Annotated in this window: 14 protein-coding genes; 3 read left to right on the top strand and 11 right to left on the bottom strand. The window is 35.8% G+C overall.

Features of this window, described 5'->3' with window-relative positions:
- Nucleotides 1–41: 41 nt before the first annotated feature.
- Nucleotides 42–1,508, bottom strand: coding sequence for a flagellin B (locus tag Q0358_RS06405; protein WP_299549028.1), 1,467 nt, complete (start codon nucleotides 1,506–1,508; stop codon nucleotides 42–44).
- Nucleotides 1,509–1,793: 285 nt separating this feature from the next.
- Here Q0358_RS06405 and Q0358_RS06400 point away from each other — a divergent pair, with 285 nt between their 5' ends.
- Complete coding sequence (locus Q0358_RS06400) at nucleotides 1,794–3,080, top strand: aminotransferase class V-fold PLP-dependent enzyme (RefSeq protein WP_299549025.1); 1,287 nt, start codon at nucleotides 1,794–1,796, stop codon at nucleotides 3,078–3,080.
- 9 nt (nucleotides 3,081–3,089) lie between these two features.
- Nucleotides 3,090–3,971, top strand: coding sequence for a homoserine O-succinyltransferase (gene metA / locus Q0358_RS06395; RefSeq protein WP_299549022.1), 882 nt, complete (start codon nucleotides 3,090–3,092; stop codon nucleotides 3,969–3,971).
- On the opposite strand, the gene Q0358_RS06390 is transcribed toward metA, so the two are convergent.
- The 5 genes from Q0358_RS06390 to Q0358_RS06370 form a co-directional block, all read right to left on the bottom strand.
- Nucleotides 3,958–4,422 (bottom strand): hypothetical protein, encoded by a 465-nt coding sequence (locus Q0358_RS06390; RefSeq protein ID WP_299549019.1) that lies wholly within the window; start codon nucleotides 4,420–4,422, stop codon nucleotides 3,958–3,960. The two genes, metA and Q0358_RS06390, sit on opposite strands and share 14 nt — an antisense overlap.
- A 3-nt stretch (nucleotides 4,423–4,425) precedes the next feature.
- Nucleotides 4,426–4,887 (bottom strand): hypothetical protein, encoded by a 462-nt coding sequence (locus Q0358_RS06385; protein ID WP_299549016.1) that lies wholly within the window; start codon nucleotides 4,885–4,887, stop codon nucleotides 4,426–4,428.
- Entirely contained in the window at nucleotides 4,887–8,141 is a 3,255-nt protein-coding gene (carB, locus tag Q0358_RS06380; RefSeq protein WP_299549013.1) for a carbamoyl-phosphate synthase large subunit, read from the bottom strand. Before carB ends, Q0358_RS06385 begins: the two co-directional genes overlap by 1 nt.
- A gap of 66 nt (nucleotides 8,142–8,207) precedes the next feature.
- A complete protein-coding gene (gene gmk, locus Q0358_RS06375; RefSeq protein WP_299549097.1) occupies nucleotides 8,208–8,822 on the bottom strand; it encodes a guanylate kinase in 615 nt (204 codons plus the stop codon).
- Nucleotides 8,822–10,441 (bottom strand): hypothetical protein, encoded by a 1,620-nt coding sequence (locus Q0358_RS06370; protein ID WP_299549009.1) that lies wholly within the window; start codon nucleotides 10,439–10,441, stop codon nucleotides 8,822–8,824. Before Q0358_RS06370 ends, gmk begins: the two co-directional genes overlap by 1 nt.
- Nucleotides 10,442–10,515: 74 nt before the next feature.
- Between Q0358_RS06370 and Q0358_RS06365 the strand changes: the two genes are divergently transcribed.
- A complete protein-coding gene (locus Q0358_RS06365; RefSeq protein ID WP_299549006.1) occupies nucleotides 10,516–11,049 on the top strand; it encodes a phospholipase D-like domain-containing protein in 534 nt (177 codons plus the stop codon).
- 59 nt (nucleotides 11,050–11,108) lie between these two features.
- On the opposite strand, the gene nrfD is transcribed toward Q0358_RS06365, so the two are convergent.
- The 5 genes from nrfD to Q0358_RS06340 all read right to left on the bottom strand — a co-directional run bounded on the left by nrfD (nucleotide 11,109) and on the right by Q0358_RS06340 (nucleotide 16,425).
- Complete coding sequence (gene nrfD, locus Q0358_RS06360) at nucleotides 11,109–12,068, bottom strand: NrfD/PsrC family molybdoenzyme membrane anchor subunit (RefSeq protein WP_299549003.1); 960 nt, start codon at nucleotides 12,066–12,068, stop codon at nucleotides 11,109–11,111.
- A complete protein-coding gene (locus Q0358_RS06355) occupies nucleotides 12,065–12,634 on the bottom strand; it encodes a 4Fe-4S dicluster domain-containing protein (protein ID WP_299549000.1) in 570 nt (189 codons plus the stop codon). The genes nrfD and Q0358_RS06355 overlap by 4 nt, the downstream gene beginning before the upstream one ends.
- A gap of 9 nt (nucleotides 12,635–12,643) precedes the next feature.
- The gene (gene phsA, locus Q0358_RS06350) at nucleotides 12,644–14,953 is read right to left on the bottom strand and encodes a thiosulfate reductase PhsA (protein WP_299548997.1); all 2,310 of its coding nucleotides are present in this window, start codon (nucleotides 14,951–14,953) and stop codon (nucleotides 12,644–12,646) included.
- Between the two features lie 261 nt (nucleotides 14,954–15,214).
- Nucleotides 15,215–15,685 (bottom strand): UDP-4-amino-4,6-dideoxy-N-acetyl-beta-L-altrosamine N-acetyltransferase, encoded by a 471-nt coding sequence (gene pseH, locus Q0358_RS06345; protein WP_299548994.1) that lies wholly within the window; start codon nucleotides 15,683–15,685, stop codon nucleotides 15,215–15,217.
- Complete coding sequence (locus Q0358_RS06340; RefSeq protein ID WP_299548991.1) at nucleotides 15,682–16,425, bottom strand: cytochrome c biogenesis protein CcdA; 744 nt, start codon at nucleotides 16,423–16,425, stop codon at nucleotides 15,682–15,684. The genes pseH and Q0358_RS06340 overlap by 4 nt, the downstream gene beginning before the upstream one ends.
- Between the last annotated feature and the right edge of the window lie 5 nt (nucleotides 16,426–16,430).

The following is a 16,430-nucleotide window of genomic DNA, read 5'->3' as shown; positions in this document are numbered from 1 at the left end:
AAGAGTATAGAATCCCAAAAGGGATTCCATAAGAAGAGTAACTACTGAAGTAGTCTTAAGATGTTTTGTTGTGCAGCGTTTGATTGACTTAACGCATAACTACCAGCTTGAGCTAGAATATTTAGGTTAGAGTAGTTTGCAGACTCACTTGCAAAATCCACTTCTCTAATACCAGATTCCGCTGACTTCACATTCACTTGAGTGATTGTGATGTTATTAATAGTTGATTGCATTTGTTGTTGCACAGAACCTAAGTCTGAACGAATTTGATCTAGTTGTTTAATTGCTGATTCTGCTATGTCCATTACCAGCATTGCGCCTTTAAGTGTTGTTACACCACCGCCAAGATCACCGCCATATCCTGCTGCATTAGAATTCACACCAACATTTGCACCAACAGCCGATTTGACATCTGCACCAAAAACGCCTTTTGTATCCCTTAAAGTTGATGTAGCCTCTGCTGCACCACTCACTGTTGCATTTGTGGCTGTATAGTTAATATCATTTGCGCCAAGTCTTGTCAATGTAATAGAACCAACTGTTGTTCCAGCTTGAATACCAGCAGCAGAAACATTCCCTCCTGCAACTTGAATTGCTCTACCATCTGTTGAAGTTAGCACCAAAGAACCATCTTCTGCAATAGAAGCTTCAACACCTGTCTCTTCTTTTCTAGAATTAATAGCTTGCATCAATCTACCATCTCTATCTGCGCCGCTAATATCCTTAATATCACCAATTTTTACACCATTAATACTTAAACTTGTGATACTTCCACCTTGTATTACATTACCTTGCACTTGCACTTTTGCTTCTGCGCGGATTCCGCCTAAATTATCAGAGTTTTTGTTAATCACTTCTGCTAATGCTCCAAGTCCTGTTCCTGCTGAAGTAGAGATAATAACGCTTTCTAAACTAACATCTCTTCCGCCCTTGGCTTGCAAGAAATTCATTTGTTCAGTCCCTAACGCAGAGAATTTTAAAGTCTCACTTCTCACATGCCCAATTTTATCAGAGCTTGTTGCGCCAATACTTGTTCTAATTGTTTGGTTAGAATAAGCACCTACTTGGAATTCTTTGTTTGTAAATCCACCAGCAAGCAAGCTTAAACCATTGTAACTTGTAGTTGCAGCGATGTTATCCAAAGATTCAATCAAGCGGTTAATGTCAGCTTGGATTGCTGTTCTTGTTTGTGTTGTTTGACCATCTTGAGCAGCTTGAGTTGCTTTTGTCTTAATTGTGTCTAGGATTTTAACCTGCTCATCCATTGCTTTATCTGCAATTTGGATAATCCCCATACCATCGTTTGTATTTCTAATCGCTTGTCCTAGTGCGTTTGCTTGAGAACGCAAGCTATCAGCGATTGCCATACCTGAAGCATCGTCTTTTGCAGAGTTGATTCTCAAACCTGAACTTAACTTTTGCAATGAACTAGAAAGACTAGTTTGTGTAAAAGTGCTTTGAGCGTGTGCGTTTAACGCATTAACATTGGTATTGACTTGAAATGCCATTTTTAACTCCTTTTAATTGTGCTAACCCGTCCTTGGGTATGCATTGGTTTTACTAAAGACTAGCGTAAATTTATCTTTAGTAAGCTAAGCCAAAGACTTAAACCGCCTTGTAAAGTTTAGCTATGCAATTATATCGGATAAAAAATAAAAAAGATTAGAGTCAATTCTAAAAAATTGTGAAAAATTTACAAAGTTTTGAAAAATTTTTATAAATTTTATAAATACATATTGTATTTTTAAAATTTTGTGTTACAATGCTGAAAATTTCATTGAAAAGGACAAAAAATGGCAACAAATCATAAACAAGAGACTTTAGCACTGCACGCTGGATATACTTTTGATACACAACGCACTTTAAGCGTGCCGATTTATCAAAACACTGCATATAGCTTTGAGAATTTAGAACAAGCAGCTGCTAGATTTGCCTTACAAGAACTTGGCAATATCTACTCTAGATTAACAAATCCTACACTTAATGTTTTAGGGGATAGGCTTGCAGCAGTTGAGGGTGGAGCATTTGGGATTCCAACTGCTAGTGGGACAGCAGCGATTTTTTACGCACTTGTGAATTTAGCACAAAATGGTGATAATATTGTGTATTCTAATAAAATCTATGGTGGCTCACAAACACTTATTGTGCATACGCTAAAACGCTTTGGCATAGAAGCTAGGGTGTTTGATATAGATCATATAGAAGAGAGTTTAGAAAATGTGATTGATAGCAATACAAAGGTGATTTTCTTTGAGAGTTTATCAAATCCACAAATTGCTATTGCTGATGTGGAGAAAATCACAAATATTGCTAAAAAGCACGGCGTTGCAACGCTTTGTGATAACACGGTGGCAACGGCGTTTTTGCATAAACCTTTTGATTATGGTGTGGATCTTGTGGTGTATAGCCTTAGCAAATACATCAATGGGCAAGGCAGTGCGCTTGGTGGAGTCGTAATTGAACGCAAGGGCTTTAATGAAGTGCTTGTTAATAATCCGCGTTATGGTGCTTTTAACACACCTGATGAGAGTTACCACGGTTTGGTGTATGCGTCTTTGGCGGAATCTTTACCGATTTTTAGTATCCGTTTAATTACAGAGTGGCTAAGAAATATTGGCGCAACACTCTCCCCACAAAATGCTTGGATTATTTTACAAGGCTTAGAAACATTAGAATTACGCATTAAAAAACATAGTCAAAATGCGCTAGAAGTTGCGAAGTTTTTACAATCTCATCCAAAGGTTAAAGAAGTCTTTTATCCCGGGCTAAAAGAAAATCCTTATCATACATTGCTACAAAAATATTTTTACGATTCTAATTCTAGTGGGCTTTTGAGTTTTGAAGTGGAGAGTTTTGAAGCTGCAAAAAAAGTTTGCAACGCGCTAGAAATTTTTGAGATTGTCGCAAATATTGGTGATTCTAAATCTCTTGTGATTCACCCAGCTTCTACTACACATTCACAATTAAACGAAAAAGAGCTAAAATCTGCAGGGATTACGCCTTGCACGATTCGCTTAAGTATTGGATTAGAATCTCCACAAGATTTAATTGCGGATTTAAAGCAAGCATTAGAACAATAAGGATTTAAAATGCCACTTGTTATTCCAGAAGAGATTCCAGCCTTTAAACTGCTTAAAGATCACGCCTTTATTATGGGGTGCAATCGCGCTAAAACGCAAGATATTCGCCCCTTAGAAGTGCTGATTTTTAATCTAATGCCAACAAAGATTCAAACAGAAAATCAGATTTTATCTCTGCTTGCAAACTCCCCTTTGCAAGTTAATATTACTTTGCTTTCCACTTCTAGCTATATTGGTAAAAACACGCCAAAATCACATTTGGACAAGTTTTATGTGAGTTTTGATGCGATTAAAAATAAAAAGTTTGATGGGGCGATTGTTACAGGCGCACCTATTGAGCATTTAGAGTTTGAAAGTGTGAAATATTGGGGAGAATTTACTAAGATTATGGAGTTTTTAAAAACGCATTGCACAAGCACTCTATATCTCTGCTGGGGAGCAATGGCGGGATTATATCACTTTCATAATATTCAAAAAATCGCTTTAGATTCCAAACTTTTTGGTGTGTTTGAACATTTTTGTGTTGAACAAGATTTAATCTTAAATGGACTTGACGAACTTGTTAGGATTCCACATTCTAGGCATTCTGGGGTTAATGAAAAGCAAGCTAGAGAAAATCAACACTTAAAAATCTTGTTAGAAGGTAAAGAAAGCGGGATTACCGCACTAAAAGATGAAAAAGACTTTTTTATCCTAGGGCATCCAGAGTATTCTAAAGATACGCTAGATTTAGAATATAAGCGCGATTTAGACAAGGGCATTGCTAAACCAAAAAACTATTATAATGCAGAATCCAAACCTGTTTTTTCTTGGCGTTCAAGTGCTAGTGTGCTGTTTTCTAACTGGTTAAATTTCTCCGTATATCAAGACACGCCTTTTATTTTGCAATAGGCTTTTCATAATAAATAAGATTCCGCTTGCGTGTTTCAAAATCGTCAGAATCTGCGCTTAAATACACAATATAGCGGTGATTTTCATAAAGACTTTTGACGTTTTTTTGCTCCCCTTGTGTTGTAATAATCTGTTCTTTTGAGAGAAAAATCTCTCCCATAGCCCTACCAAAAGATGGGATAAAAAGCGATAAAACACAAGCTAAACAGAGAAAAAACAAAACCTTAAAAATCCGATCTAAAAATGGGATTGCTAATCCTACACCAAAGATTCCAACACAAATAAAAAATGCTAAAGAATTAAAAACATTATTAAAGAAAGGATTAAAAAATTCTCCAATCCCATAATACTGAATATAACTTACATAAACTGCCGCCCAAAAAATACAAAACAGCAGAAAAACCAATACCAAACCTAACAAGAAAGACTGCAAAATATCTGTAAATTTCATTTTCTACCTTATTTTTTTTATCTGTGAATTTGAGATTTTATACATTTTTGATGGCTTTTGTGCGCTTAAAAACCGCTCATCTAACACAACAATATCCGCTTTTTGTAAGGCAAAGTTTAAATCAAACTCCGCTTTATGCGCATTTGCAGAACTTGAATATAAAAATAAAAAAAACTCCAAAAACGCACTATGCGCACACGATTCTTTTGGCACAAGACGGACTGCCAAAGAATGCTTATTAAGTGCATTTTTGCCTCGATAGATAAAGGTGCTTTTTGTGCTTTTTCGCACCCTATTTTTATGTAGGGATGGGATTCTAACAAGCTGTTTTAGCTTACTTAAAGAATCTAGTGTTAAAAGTGCATTTTGTTTTGTATCGCGTCCTTTTGCGCGGTTTAAAACTTCAAAGCTTTCACACAAAAATCCAGCAGTTGTATCACTTTGCGCTAGAAAAATAGATTCCATTATGCAAGATAATCTTGGATTGCTTGTGCAAGATTTGGATTTTGACTTTTAATCTCGCAAATTGCACTAACTGCTACGCGTGCTGCTTCTATGGTTGTAAAATATGGCACATTGTTGCGCAAAACTTGCGTGCGGATTTTATCCGTGTCATCTTTACTTGACGCTTCATCGCTTGTATTGATTGCTAAAGCAATTTCTCCATTTGCTAGCCTATCACCGATATTTGGACGCCCTTCACTAATTTTTAGCTCTTCTTCACAAGTGATCCCGTTTTGATTTAAGATTTCAGCTGTGCCTTTTGTCGCGCAAAGACTAAAACCTAAGCCTTGCAAATCTCTTGCCAAAGGCAAGGCTTGGGACTTATCAAGTGCGCGCAATGAGATAAACACCTTACCTTTTGTTGGTAGAGCATTTTTACACGCCATTTGACTTTTTGCAAAACTTAACCCAAAACTCTTACTAATTCCCATAACTTCACCTGTTGATCGCATTTCAGGTCCTAAAGTCATCACCGCACCACTTAACTTATTAAAAGGGAATACGGATTCTTTAACCGCAATATGCTTTAAAGATTTTGGCTTATAAAGCCCATCTTTAAATTCTACTTTTTTAAAGATATCATAACGCTCCAAAGCAGCTTTTAGATTTTGATGCACCATTACGCTTGTGGCAACTTTTGCAAGCGAGATTCCTGTTGCCTTGCTCACAAAAGGCACGGTGCGACTAGCTCTTGGATTAACTTCAATTAAATAAAGTGTATCTTCAAAAATCGCATATTGTGTATTCATAAGCCCTATAACACCTAAATTTCTTGCAATTTTTGCAGTCGTTTGCTCAATCTCTTTTAGCTTCTCTTGTGAAATGCTAATTGTAGGTAAAGAACAAGCAGAATCGCCACTATGAATCCCAGCTTCTTCAATATGCTGCATAATCCCTGCAATATACACATCTTTGCCATCACAAATAATATCAACATCAAGTTCAATTGCATTATTTAAAAATTTATCAATTAGCACCGGAGAATCTTCGCTAACGCTTACTGCCTCACTCATATATTCTTGCAACTCTAAGACATTATACACAATCCGCATTGCACGCCCACCAAGCACATAACTTGGACGCACAAGCACGGGGAATCCTATGCTTTGAGCAATAGAAATAGCTTCTTCCTTAGTATAGGCAGTGCCGTTTTTTGGCTGTAAGAGTCCATTTTCTTCTACAAATTTTGCAAATTTTTCTCTATCTTCTGCAATATCAATAGTTTTCGCACTTGTGCCGATGATTTTTGCACCAATGGTTGTGAGTTTTTTGGCAAGTTTTAGAGGTGTTTGTCCGCCAAAATGCACAATAATCCCATCTGGATTTTCTCTCTCAATCACACTACGCACATATTCAAAAGTAATCGGTTCAAAATATAGCACATCACTTGTATCATAATCTGTGCTAACGGTTTCTGGATTACAATTATACATAATGCTTGTATATCCCATATCGCGCAAGGCAAAGCTTGAATGCACACAACAATAATCAAACTCTATGCCCTGCCCTATGCGATTTGGTCCTCCGCCTAAAATCAACACTTTTTTGCCTAGATTGTTTTGCTCTTTTGCTTCTATGTTTTTAAAAGGGATACTAGAATATAAATATGCTGTTTTTGTTGCAAATTCCGCTGCACAAGTATCTACTTCATTATAGATAGGTTGCACTCCTGCTTTTTGTCTAAGTGCATAAATATCTTCTTCGCGCAATTCTAATGCTTCGTTTTTATTGATTAAAAACGCAAGCATTTTATCGCTAAAACCACTTGCTTTTAAACTTCTTAAAAACTCTGTGTTGCTTAGTTTTTCAAAAGAAATTTCTTTTTCAAGGGCGATAATCTCCGCAATTTGCCCTAGAAAATATTTATCAATCTTACACCATTTTTGCACTTCTTCTACACTTACTCCTAAACGCAACGCATCAGCGATATAAAGTAATCTTTGCGCATTTGGACGACGCACTTCGCGCTGAATCTCGCCTAAATCTATGCTTAAAGGATTTAAACCAAAGATTCCTGTTTCAAGGCTATTTAATGCCTTTTGCAAGGATTCTTTAAAGGTCGTCCCTATTGCCATAACCTCTCCAATAGATTTCATAGAAGTTGTAAGCGTAGAATCTGCTTGCGGAAATTTCTCAAAGGTAAAACGCGGAATCTTTGTAACAATATAATCAATGCTAGGCTCAAAACTCGCAGGAGTGCCTGTAATGTCGTTTTTAATCTCATCTAAGGTATAACCCACTGCTAAAAGAGTGGCAACCTTTGCAATAGGATAACCTGTTGCTTTAGAAGCAAGAGCAGAGCTTCTTGAAACACGTGGATTCATCTCAATAACAGTCATTCTCCCTGTGTTAGGATTTATCGCAAACTGCACATTAGATCCGCCTGTATCCACGCCAATTTCTCTTAAAATCGCAAAGGAGGCATCACGCATTCTTTGATACTCTTTATCTGTGAGTGTTAAAGCAGGAGCAATAGTGATAGAATCTCCTGTATGCACACCCATAGGATCAAGGTTTTCAATACTGCAAACAATAATGCAGTTATCCTCTCTATCGCGGATAACTTCCATTTCATATTCTTTCCAACCTAGCAAAGATTCTTCAATTAAAATCTCATTAATTGGGCTAACTTCTAAACCATTTTGCGCTAGAGTTTTAAACTCATCAATATTATACGCAACGCCACTCCCACCGCCTGCTAGCGTGTAGCTTGCGCGGATAATCAATGGAAATCCAATCTCCTTTGCTGCTTCAAGTGCTTCTTCAAGTGTGTAAGCATAGCGGGATTTTGGCAAGTCCATTTTGATTTTTAGCATTGCTTCTTTAAAAGCCTGTCTATCTTCACCTTTTTTAATAGCTTCTGGTTTTGCGCCTAGAAATTTAACGCCATCAAGCATTCCTTTTTCAAACATACTCATTGCGATATTGAGTGCAGTTTGTCCGCCCATTGTGGGTAAAATCGCGTCAATTTTCTCTCTTTTGATAATATCTGCAACAACTTCTTCAGTAATAGGCTCAATATAAGTCCTATCGGCAAACTCCGGATCTGTCATAATAGTAGCAGGATTAGAATTGATTAAAACAACTTTATAGCCAAGCTCTTTTAGCGTCTTTGCCGCCTGTGTTCCAGAATAGTCAAACTCACAAGCTTGTCCAATCACAATAGGACCAGAACCGATGAGCAAAATTGTGTGAATATCATTTCGTTTTGGCATAGAATCTCTTTAATTTTAGGTTTTGGTAATTCTAGCGTTTTATGACTTAATCTTTATAGAAAAAATTTATTTTTCCCAATTTTGCAAAAAGGATTCTAATTCATAAAGAGACGCTTTGCAAAATGCACTTCTTGCGATACATAGCAGTTTGTTTGTGGCTTCTTCTAAATTTTCATTAATGATTAAATAATCATAATTTGGCAGATTTTTCACCTCATCAAGCGCATTTTCTAAACGCTTTTGAATCACACTATCTTCATCACTTCTGCGCCCACCTAAACGATCTTTTAAAATGCTTTTAGTTTTTGTAGTGATAAAAACACTTGTGGTGTGGCGCGGGAAAGCCTTTTTGAGATTTGCTTGCCCTTGCACATCAATATCAAAAATCACAAGTTTATCTTGTTCTAATGCTTGTATAACTTGTGCTTTAGAAGTGCCATAATAGTGGTTATGCACCTTTGCCCATTCTAAAAAATCTCCCTGATTAATACCTATCTCAAAAGCATCTTTAGAAATAAAGTTGTAATGCACGCCGTGAATTTCTCCCTCACGCTTTTGGCGTGTTGTAGAAGAAATAGAAAAATAATGGTTTGGGAACTCTTGTGCTAACCTTTTATACAATGAGCTTTTTCCTGCTCCACTAGGACCTGATAAAATTAAAATCGCTCCTTTTAGTTTCATCAATTCTCATCTTTTTTAGGAAATTGAATGCTAATGTTAATAGTGGCTCCACTTAAAAGCTCTTTTAAAGATTGTGTTTGAAGTGTTTGAAGCGCACCAATTAATGATTCTAGTGAGTTTGCTTGAATATTGCTTGGGAGCTGCGCTTCTTGCTTTTGTGGTTCTTGTGCGACAAATGGCGCAGGGAGTGGTTCTTTTTGGATAGGCTCACCTAATGCTTCTCCCATTTCTTCAAGGCTAAGAGCAGAAAACTCATCGCCACTAGCCATACTTTCTGCACAATCATTTGAAGAAACATTAGAAGTTTCTGTGAAATCTGATTCTAAATTCTCCAAATTTTCATTGTTAGATTTAGTTTCTTCTGAATTCAAACTTGACTCTAAACTCGATTCTAAATTTGCTAATTCATCTTTAGATTCTGCAGTCTCTTCTAAATCCATTGTTGCATCTAAATTTTCTAAATCTTCATCTTTAGATTCCATAGTAGTTTCTTCTATATTAAAGCTCTGAAGATTTTCTAATTCATCTGCATTTTCTAGCTCTTGTGTGTTTTCTATACTTCCTAAACTTTCTCCATCATTAGACTCCAAACTAGATTCTAAACTATCCAAGGATTCAGTGCTTGTTGTGGATTCTTCATTGCCCAATTCTAAATCTTCTAAATTAAATGTTTCACTCTCTTTAATCTCATCACTTTCATCACTTGAAGACTGCTTTGTGTCATCTTCTTCAATCCCTAAATCAAAATCGCTTAAATCAAGCTCCATATTTTCTGTTTTGGATTCCACATTCTCTACTGCTTCTATATCCTCAGAATCCTCTCCCATAATCTCTTCTAAACCAAAATCACTTCCCGCTTCTTCTAATGCTTCTAGGGCTACTTCTTGATTTTCTTCTTTTTGTTCCGCAACTTCTAACTCTTGTGCGACTTTCTCTTTAGATGGTTCTATATCCTTCATATTATTTGAAATTTCACCAAGTTCTTTATCTAAATCAAATCCAAGCAAAGGATCATCAACTGCTTCTTTAGAATCATCTAGCAAATCCTTGATTGTATCCACATCGCCTTTATCTAACACCTGTAAATCTTGCTCTTCTGCATTCTCTTTAGATTCTAATCCATCATCTCCACCAAAATCAAGTGGCGCATCATTATCATCTAATTTCAATGCTTGATTATCTTCTAAATCTAAATCATCTAAATTAGAAAAATCAAGCTCTTCATCTAAATTAAGCTCTCCTAAATCATCATTGCTATCAAGTTCTAAAATATCACTCTCTACACTCTTTTTTGTTGCATCTTCTATGCTAATCCCTGAAATTTCACTCAAAGTTTTTACCAAATCTGTTGGCAAAAACGGCTTTTGGATATAACTATCAAATCCTTCAATGCGTTCTGCTGCTTTAGAATAAAATAAAATCATTTTTGCTGTGGCATTATCTGCCTTGTATGTCTCAAAAATCTCCACTTCAAAACATTCATCGTCCATTAATACAATCTCTGCGCTAATGCTAGCATCTAGCTCTTGAGATTCCACCATTTCCACGCCAAGCTTAGAAGCACTTAGGGCTACAAGTTTGTTAATGATTGGATTTTTACTAATAAGATATAACTTCATAAACGCCCCTTGGTTTAATCAAAGAATTGCTACAATTTTAACAATTTGTATCTTAATTTTCTAAAAGGATTGCAATGTTTAAAAAAGTTTTCACTCTGTTTTGTTTTAGTGCGTTATGCTTAAGCTCTCTTATTGCACAGGATTTGTATTTTATGCCAAAGGATCAAAAAAGGGCACTAAACGCACTTTTATACACTATTAAAAGCACGCAAAATACGCTAGATATTGCGATTTATAGTTTTACAAATCGTCAAATTAGTAAGGCAATTAGAGATGTTGCTAAACAGGGCGTAAAAGTGCGTATTATTTATGATGAAAGTAGCAATAAAGATCCTAATAAATCCACAATAGGCTATCTTGCAAAACTCAATAACATACAAACTTGTCTGCTAAAAGGAGAACGCTCAAAAAATGGGAAGTATAATGGCTTAATGCACATTAAAATGGCAATTAGCGATGATAAACATCTCATTTTAGGTTCTGCAAATTGGTCTAAAAGTGCTTTTGAAACAAACTATGAAACACTTTTAATCTTAGAAGATAAAAAACTTATAGAACAATCCCATAATGCTTTTGAAGAAATGTTTAAAAAATGCGAAAAATACTAAAGGTTTTTGAAGAACAAATTAAAATACGATTCCAACTTTAAAAGTTGGAATCCAAAATCTTACACGCCTAGATAAATTTGTCCAGCATATAAAATATACATTCTTAGCGCGAAAACTCCAAGCATAATTGAAGCTGCATTTAACAAAATAAAATTCACTTTATAAGCGTGATTTTTCAACGCAGTTAGCGCAATAACACTAGGGATAACAATGCTAAACCCTATCACACATAGCCAAAATATAGTAGCCCAAGAACCACTACTTAGCGCAGTTATTGCAGCAATTGCCTTTTCTCCACCTTGAAAATAAAGTCCAACAAAAAGCGCAAAAAGCAATAAAGATTCAATAGGAATTACCCTTAAATCCATTGTTAAAAGATATTTTGTAGTGTTTTTTGAAACTTCCTTTTCAAAAAACAATAATCCAAAGCAAATGCACGCAGCAATTCCACTTGATAGCCCACTTGCAAGAAACAAAATCGGCAAAATTGGACTATTATAAAGGGGAAAAGTTTGGATTGCAGAAAGTAAAAACCCTGTATAAACTCCAACTCCACCAGCAAATGCAAAAATCAATCGCCCAAACCACAAAGAATGTCTTTCTAAGAAATCTAAAATCCCGCTAAATGCACGCACTAAACCGCCTAAAAAACTAGACTCCAAACTCGCACGGAATCGCATTACTGCATAAATCATAGAAAGTGGCGTATAAACAAGTAGCAACAAAACACCAAGCGACATTACAGATTGCAAATTATAAGTCAAAAGCAATTTATAAAAATTCAAAGGTTTTGTTAAATCAAACACCAAAATTAACAATCCCACAATAATTGTTACAGGTGCTAATAAAACTCCAGCTCTTACAAAAGCGTCCCACGGAGCTTTTTTTTCTGGATTCATCCACTCAACACTCAATGCCGTCATCATCGCTCCAGATGATAACCCAGCTAAAAATAAATAAACAGCTATTGGCCAATGCCAAACAATCGTTACTGCATCAGGTCCCCATATCGGATTCATAGTGTAATACCTCCCTTAGAATTAGGAACAACAAAAAGCTTAGGCTTTGTTCCTAAATGTGGCTTATTAACAACAAAAGGTTTTGTTGTTAATATATCAAAAATCGGACTACTTGGATCATCTAAATCCCCAAATACTAACGCATCTGTTGGACACACTGCAACACAAGCTGGCTCACCATACTGCTTTAAATGCGTATGCTTGCAGAAGTTGCATTTATCAGGCACTTTAGTTTCTGGATTAACATAGCGTGCATTATAGGGGCAAGCCACCACGCAATACAAACAACCCACACATTGACTTGCATCAATATCTACAATCCCATTTTCATCCATAAAAGAAGCGTGTGTTGGACAGACCGTTACACAAGGCGTATGTTCGCACATCTCACATGAATGACGCACATAATTAAAGCTCAAATTTGGAAAAACTCCGTGCGGTCCATCCATTTTGACTTGTAATCTAAAAAATCCATCAGGAATTGCATTTTCACTCCTACAAGCAATGGTGCATCCTTGACAGCCGATACATTTCACAGAATCGTGAATCATTGCATATTTTGCCATAGTAACCCCCTATACTTTTTCAATTTTAACGCCAATAGTATGGACATTATTGCCTGTTACTGGCGAGATTGTATTTTCTAGCAAATGACTTGCACTCATTCCCTTTTCATAAGCAATTTCTTGATATTTGCTTGTATGTCCAAACCCAAAATATGCAAATAAAGTGTCTTCTCGGATTCCAATTGTTGGCAACACACTTGCAATTTGTGAGCCAACTTTACTTGTGATTTTGATTTTATCTCCTTTTTTAAGACGCAATTTGTTAGCAACATCTTGATTAATCCAAACTGCATTATCATCCATTAAAGTATTCAACCAAGGCACATTCATCGTATGTCCATTTGTATGCACGGCGACTTTACCCTGTATAAAATAAAATTCTCCATCTTCTTTAAGTTTTGGATCATTATAGGTTAATCCACCGCGTCCACAAGCCGCTTCCAATACTTCATCAAAAAGCTCTATTTTTCCACTTTTTGTTTTACATTTTAAAAGCTCTGCAAACTCTCCATCAGCATCTAAATTCTGCTTAGAATTAGGATATTTCTCCACAAACTTCTTAATACTTGCTTGATCCCTTGCTAGAAGTGGAATTCCATATTTAATGATGCCTTTATGTTTGACTTCAAACATATCTTCTGGATATTCATAAGCTTGTTGCATTCTAAAATCATTCATATCTTTATAGGGAAATGCTGCTTCATATCCCATTTTTTGAGCCATTTCTAAATAAATCTGCCAAGAAGGCTTTGTATCTCCAATAGTTTCTACCACTTTTTGGCGCACTTGATAGCCCGGATTTTTACCATTTGATGCTAAAAACTGCTCATCTCTTTCAAGGTAAGTTGATTCTGGCAAGATGATATCTGCATATTGTGAAGTATCAGAAACATACACATCCACACTCACAAACAAATCTAACTTCTTAAGGGCTTCTACAACTTCATCAGAATTATTTACTGTCATCACTGGATTTGATCTTGTAATCCATAATCCGCGAATTGCATAAGGCTTTTCATCTAAGATTGATTTAAAGACTTGAGAATACACGCCACGCTTTTTTGAAATCTTGCTAAACTCCCCATCCTTAATATCAATTAAATCAATGCGTGAATGCTTTGGAGTTGGAATCTTTGGTAAAACAGAATCCTTAAACACAGGAGCAACCTTTTCTCCAGCAACTTTATTATAAGTTCCAGCACCCTTTGGAAAATAGATTCCACCTTTTGTTTCTACATTTCCAAGCAAGGCATTAGCAATCGCAATTGCTCTTCTAAACTCAATTTCTTCTGGAGTGAAAGTTGCACGATGTCCAAAATCCACTATACAATGTGGCGCATAACTTGCGCATTCTCTTGTAATTTCTACAATCTTATCTGCTGGAATATCACACTCTTTTGCCATTTTCTCTGGCGTATAATCTTTGACACTTTCTTTTAGCTTTTCAAAGCCTATGGTATATTTTTCTACAAACTTTTTATCATATAGTTCTTCAAAAATTAGCGTATGCACAAATGCCATCATAAATGCCGTATCTCCAGCAGGTCTAATAGGAATCCATTCATTAGCTTTAGAAGAAAGCACAGAAAATCTAGGATCTAAAGAAACAAGCTTACAACCTTTCTCTAACGCTTCTGTAACTCCCCTAGCATAACTAATTACAATTCCTTCATATACATTGTGCCCAAAGTTTAACATATATTTACAATTTGAAAAGTCCCTACTTACAGAGCCTGAACCAAATACACTGGTAAGAGCTACAGCATATCCTGAAGGACAAGTGTTCCCGTGATCAAAAGTATTTGGACTACCATAAGCATATGCAAATTGATTTAAAAAAGTTTGTTCAGGACCAGACTTTGAAGCAAAAGCAACACTATGTGCACCATATTTTTCTTTAATCTCTATAAGTTTTTTTGCAATATAATCATACGCTTCTTCCCAGCTTATCTCTTTCCATTTGCCTTCACCTCTTTCACCTGTTCGCATAATAGGCTTAACAAGACGCTTTGGGTCAAAAAGTTGATTTGCGCCTGAACCTCCCCTTGCACAAACTGAACCACCTGTTGCAATAGAATAAGGATTTCCTTGAATAAAAACTTTCTCTCCATCATCTACCCTAGCTTCTATAGGACAACGTGTGCTGCACATCTCACAAATGCTTGGCACAAACTTTGACTCCCCTTTTAGCTTACCTTGAAACGCCCCTAAAGTCCCCGGCATACTCAAAGCAACAGAACCAACACCAACTCCCTTTAGGAAGTCTCTACGATTGACACTCAACTTTGCCTCCTTGTATTTTCTTTTACGAGATTGCATTTTACGACATTTTGTGTAAAAAGTCGGTAAAAAATTTATATTTTATTTATATTTTTTTATATATATCGCATTGTCATAAATATACTTAAAAGCACTTATTTATCGTGCTTTATTGATTTTTTAAGAATAATTTTTGATTTTACTTTAAGTTGAAATTTAACTAGAATATTAAAAATTTATGATTTTATTTCTCTTCATAAATTTTTATAATGGACTTTTTGCTATTTTTATAAAAAATTTAAAAGCTAGCATTACTTAAAACTACAATTTAGCCTCCACACAGTTAAAATAACACATCTCTTTATCCTTTGCAATCATTTTAAAACCAAAGCGTAAATATAATTCTATGGCTTTAATATTTTCACAAAATGCACACGCACGCAACTCTTGCACCTTTAAAACATTAAAGGCATATTCTAAAACTGCTCGCATTAATACCTCTCCATAACCTTTTAAAAAAGGACTTTGATAGATTCCAAACTCACAGGATTCTTCGCGAACAATTGCAATGAAATCTATCACGCCAAGTGGAATCGCATTTTCAAAAACCAAAAAATACTCTTTGGTATCATCATTTTTTAAAGATTCTATAAAGCCCAAATGCTCCTTTTGTGTAATGCTTTTTTGCTTCATAAACTTAGCAACATTTGCGTGATTGCGCCATCTTAGAACAAGCGCAATCTCCTTTGTGTTTAATTGTGTGAAATTTTTAAGTTCTAATCCCACGCTCATAAAACCTTTAGTAAATATGCAGAAAGCACACTCATTCCACCGCTTGCCACTAGGATTCCAACTCCTATAAGCAACAATCCAGCACACCACTCAATCACTTTAAAATAACGCTTAATCCCGTCTAAAATACTAAAAGCATAACTAATAAGCAGCGCACAAAGCAAAAAAGGAAGCGCCAAGCCAAGTGTGTAAATGATAAGCAATACAATGCCACTTTGCCCATCCACACTTGCAAGAACAATAATGCTTGCTAAAATAGGACCCACACAAGGTGTCCAGCCCAAAGAAAAACTAACGCCCAACAAAAAAGGTGTGAAAAAATCTTTTAAAACTTCAAAGTTTGTGTTGGTCCGCAATGTTTTTTGATAGTTTAAAAATGGAATCTTAAAAATCCCTAGCGTATGCAATCCAAAAATTATCAACACACCACCAGCAAAATAGCGTAAATTTGGACTTAGCAAGATTCCACCATTTAAAATTCTAGCTGCCACAGCACCAAAAACAATGAATACAACTCCAAGTCCAAGCACAAAAAATAATGCACTTCGTAAAATCTTAAAACGCGTTTTTAAATTCAAAGCACCTGTATTTTTAAGTTCATCTAAGGAGATTTCAGAAATATAAGAAAGATAAATTGGAATAAGCGGAAGCACACAAGGACTAAGAAAAGTTACAATCCCGGCAAGTAAGCTAATGAAATGCGGAGCATTTTCAAAAAGCCCAAGCAGAGATTCTTCCATTAATT

Source organism: uncultured Helicobacter sp. (assembly GCF_937893305.1).
Classification (GTDB): Bacteria; Campylobacterota; Campylobacteria; order Campylobacterales; family Helicobacteraceae; genus Helicobacter_D.
Note: the sequence above shows the minus strand (reverse complement) of the source record. Positions and strands in the feature narration are given on the sequence as shown.

What these genes read in the sequence shown, in the direction of transcription:
- Q0358_RS06390 (WP_299549019.1), bottom strand. Translation starts at nt 4,422, where the DNA reads ATGAAATTTACAGATATTTTGCAGTCTTTCTTGTTAGGTTTGGTATTG.
- phsA (WP_299548997.1), bottom strand. Translation starts at nt 14,953, where the DNA reads ATGCAATCTCGTAAAAGAAAATACAAGGAGGCAAAGTTGAGTGTCAAT.
- nrfD (WP_299549003.1), bottom strand. Translation starts at nt 12,068, where the DNA reads ATGAATCCGATATGGGGACCTGATGCAGTAACGATTGTTTGGCATTGG.
- gmk (WP_299549097.1), bottom strand. Translation starts at nt 8,822, where the DNA reads ATGAAACTAAAAGGAGCGATTTTAATTTTATCAGGTCCTAGTGGAGCA.
- carB (WP_299549013.1), bottom strand. Translation starts at nt 8,141, where the DNA reads ATGCCAAAACGAAATGATATTCACACAATTTTGCTCATCGGTTCTGGT.
- Q0358_RS06400 (WP_299549025.1), top strand. Translation starts at nt 1,794, where the DNA reads ATGGCAACAAATCATAAACAAGAGACTTTAGCACTGCACGCTGGATAT.
- metA (WP_299549022.1), top strand. Translation starts at nt 3,090, where the DNA reads ATGCCACTTGTTATTCCAGAAGAGATTCCAGCCTTTAAACTGCTTAAA.
- Q0358_RS06340 (WP_299548991.1), bottom strand. Translation starts at nt 16,425, where the DNA reads ATGGAAGAATCTCTGCTTGGGCTTTTTGAAAATGCTCCGCATTTCATT.
- Q0358_RS06365 (WP_299549006.1), top strand. Translation starts at nt 10,516, where the DNA reads ATGTTTAAAAAAGTTTTCACTCTGTTTTGTTTTAGTGCGTTATGCTTA.
- Q0358_RS06385 (WP_299549016.1), bottom strand. Translation starts at nt 4,887, where the DNA reads ATGGAATCTATTTTTCTAGCGCAAAGTGATACAACTGCTGGATTTTTG.
- Q0358_RS06370 (WP_299549009.1), bottom strand. Translation starts at nt 10,441, where the DNA reads ATGAAGTTATATCTTATTAGTAAAAATCCAATCATTAACAAACTTGTA.
- Q0358_RS06405 (WP_299549028.1), bottom strand. Translation starts at nt 1,508, where the DNA reads ATGGCATTTCAAGTCAATACCAATGTTAATGCGTTAAACGCACACGCT.
- pseH (WP_299548994.1), bottom strand. Translation starts at nt 15,685, where the DNA reads ATGAGCGTGGGATTAGAACTTAAAAATTTCACACAATTAAACACAAAG.
- Q0358_RS06355 (WP_299549000.1), bottom strand. Translation starts at nt 12,634, where the DNA reads ATGGCAAAATATGCAATGATTCACGATTCTGTGAAATGTATCGGCTGT.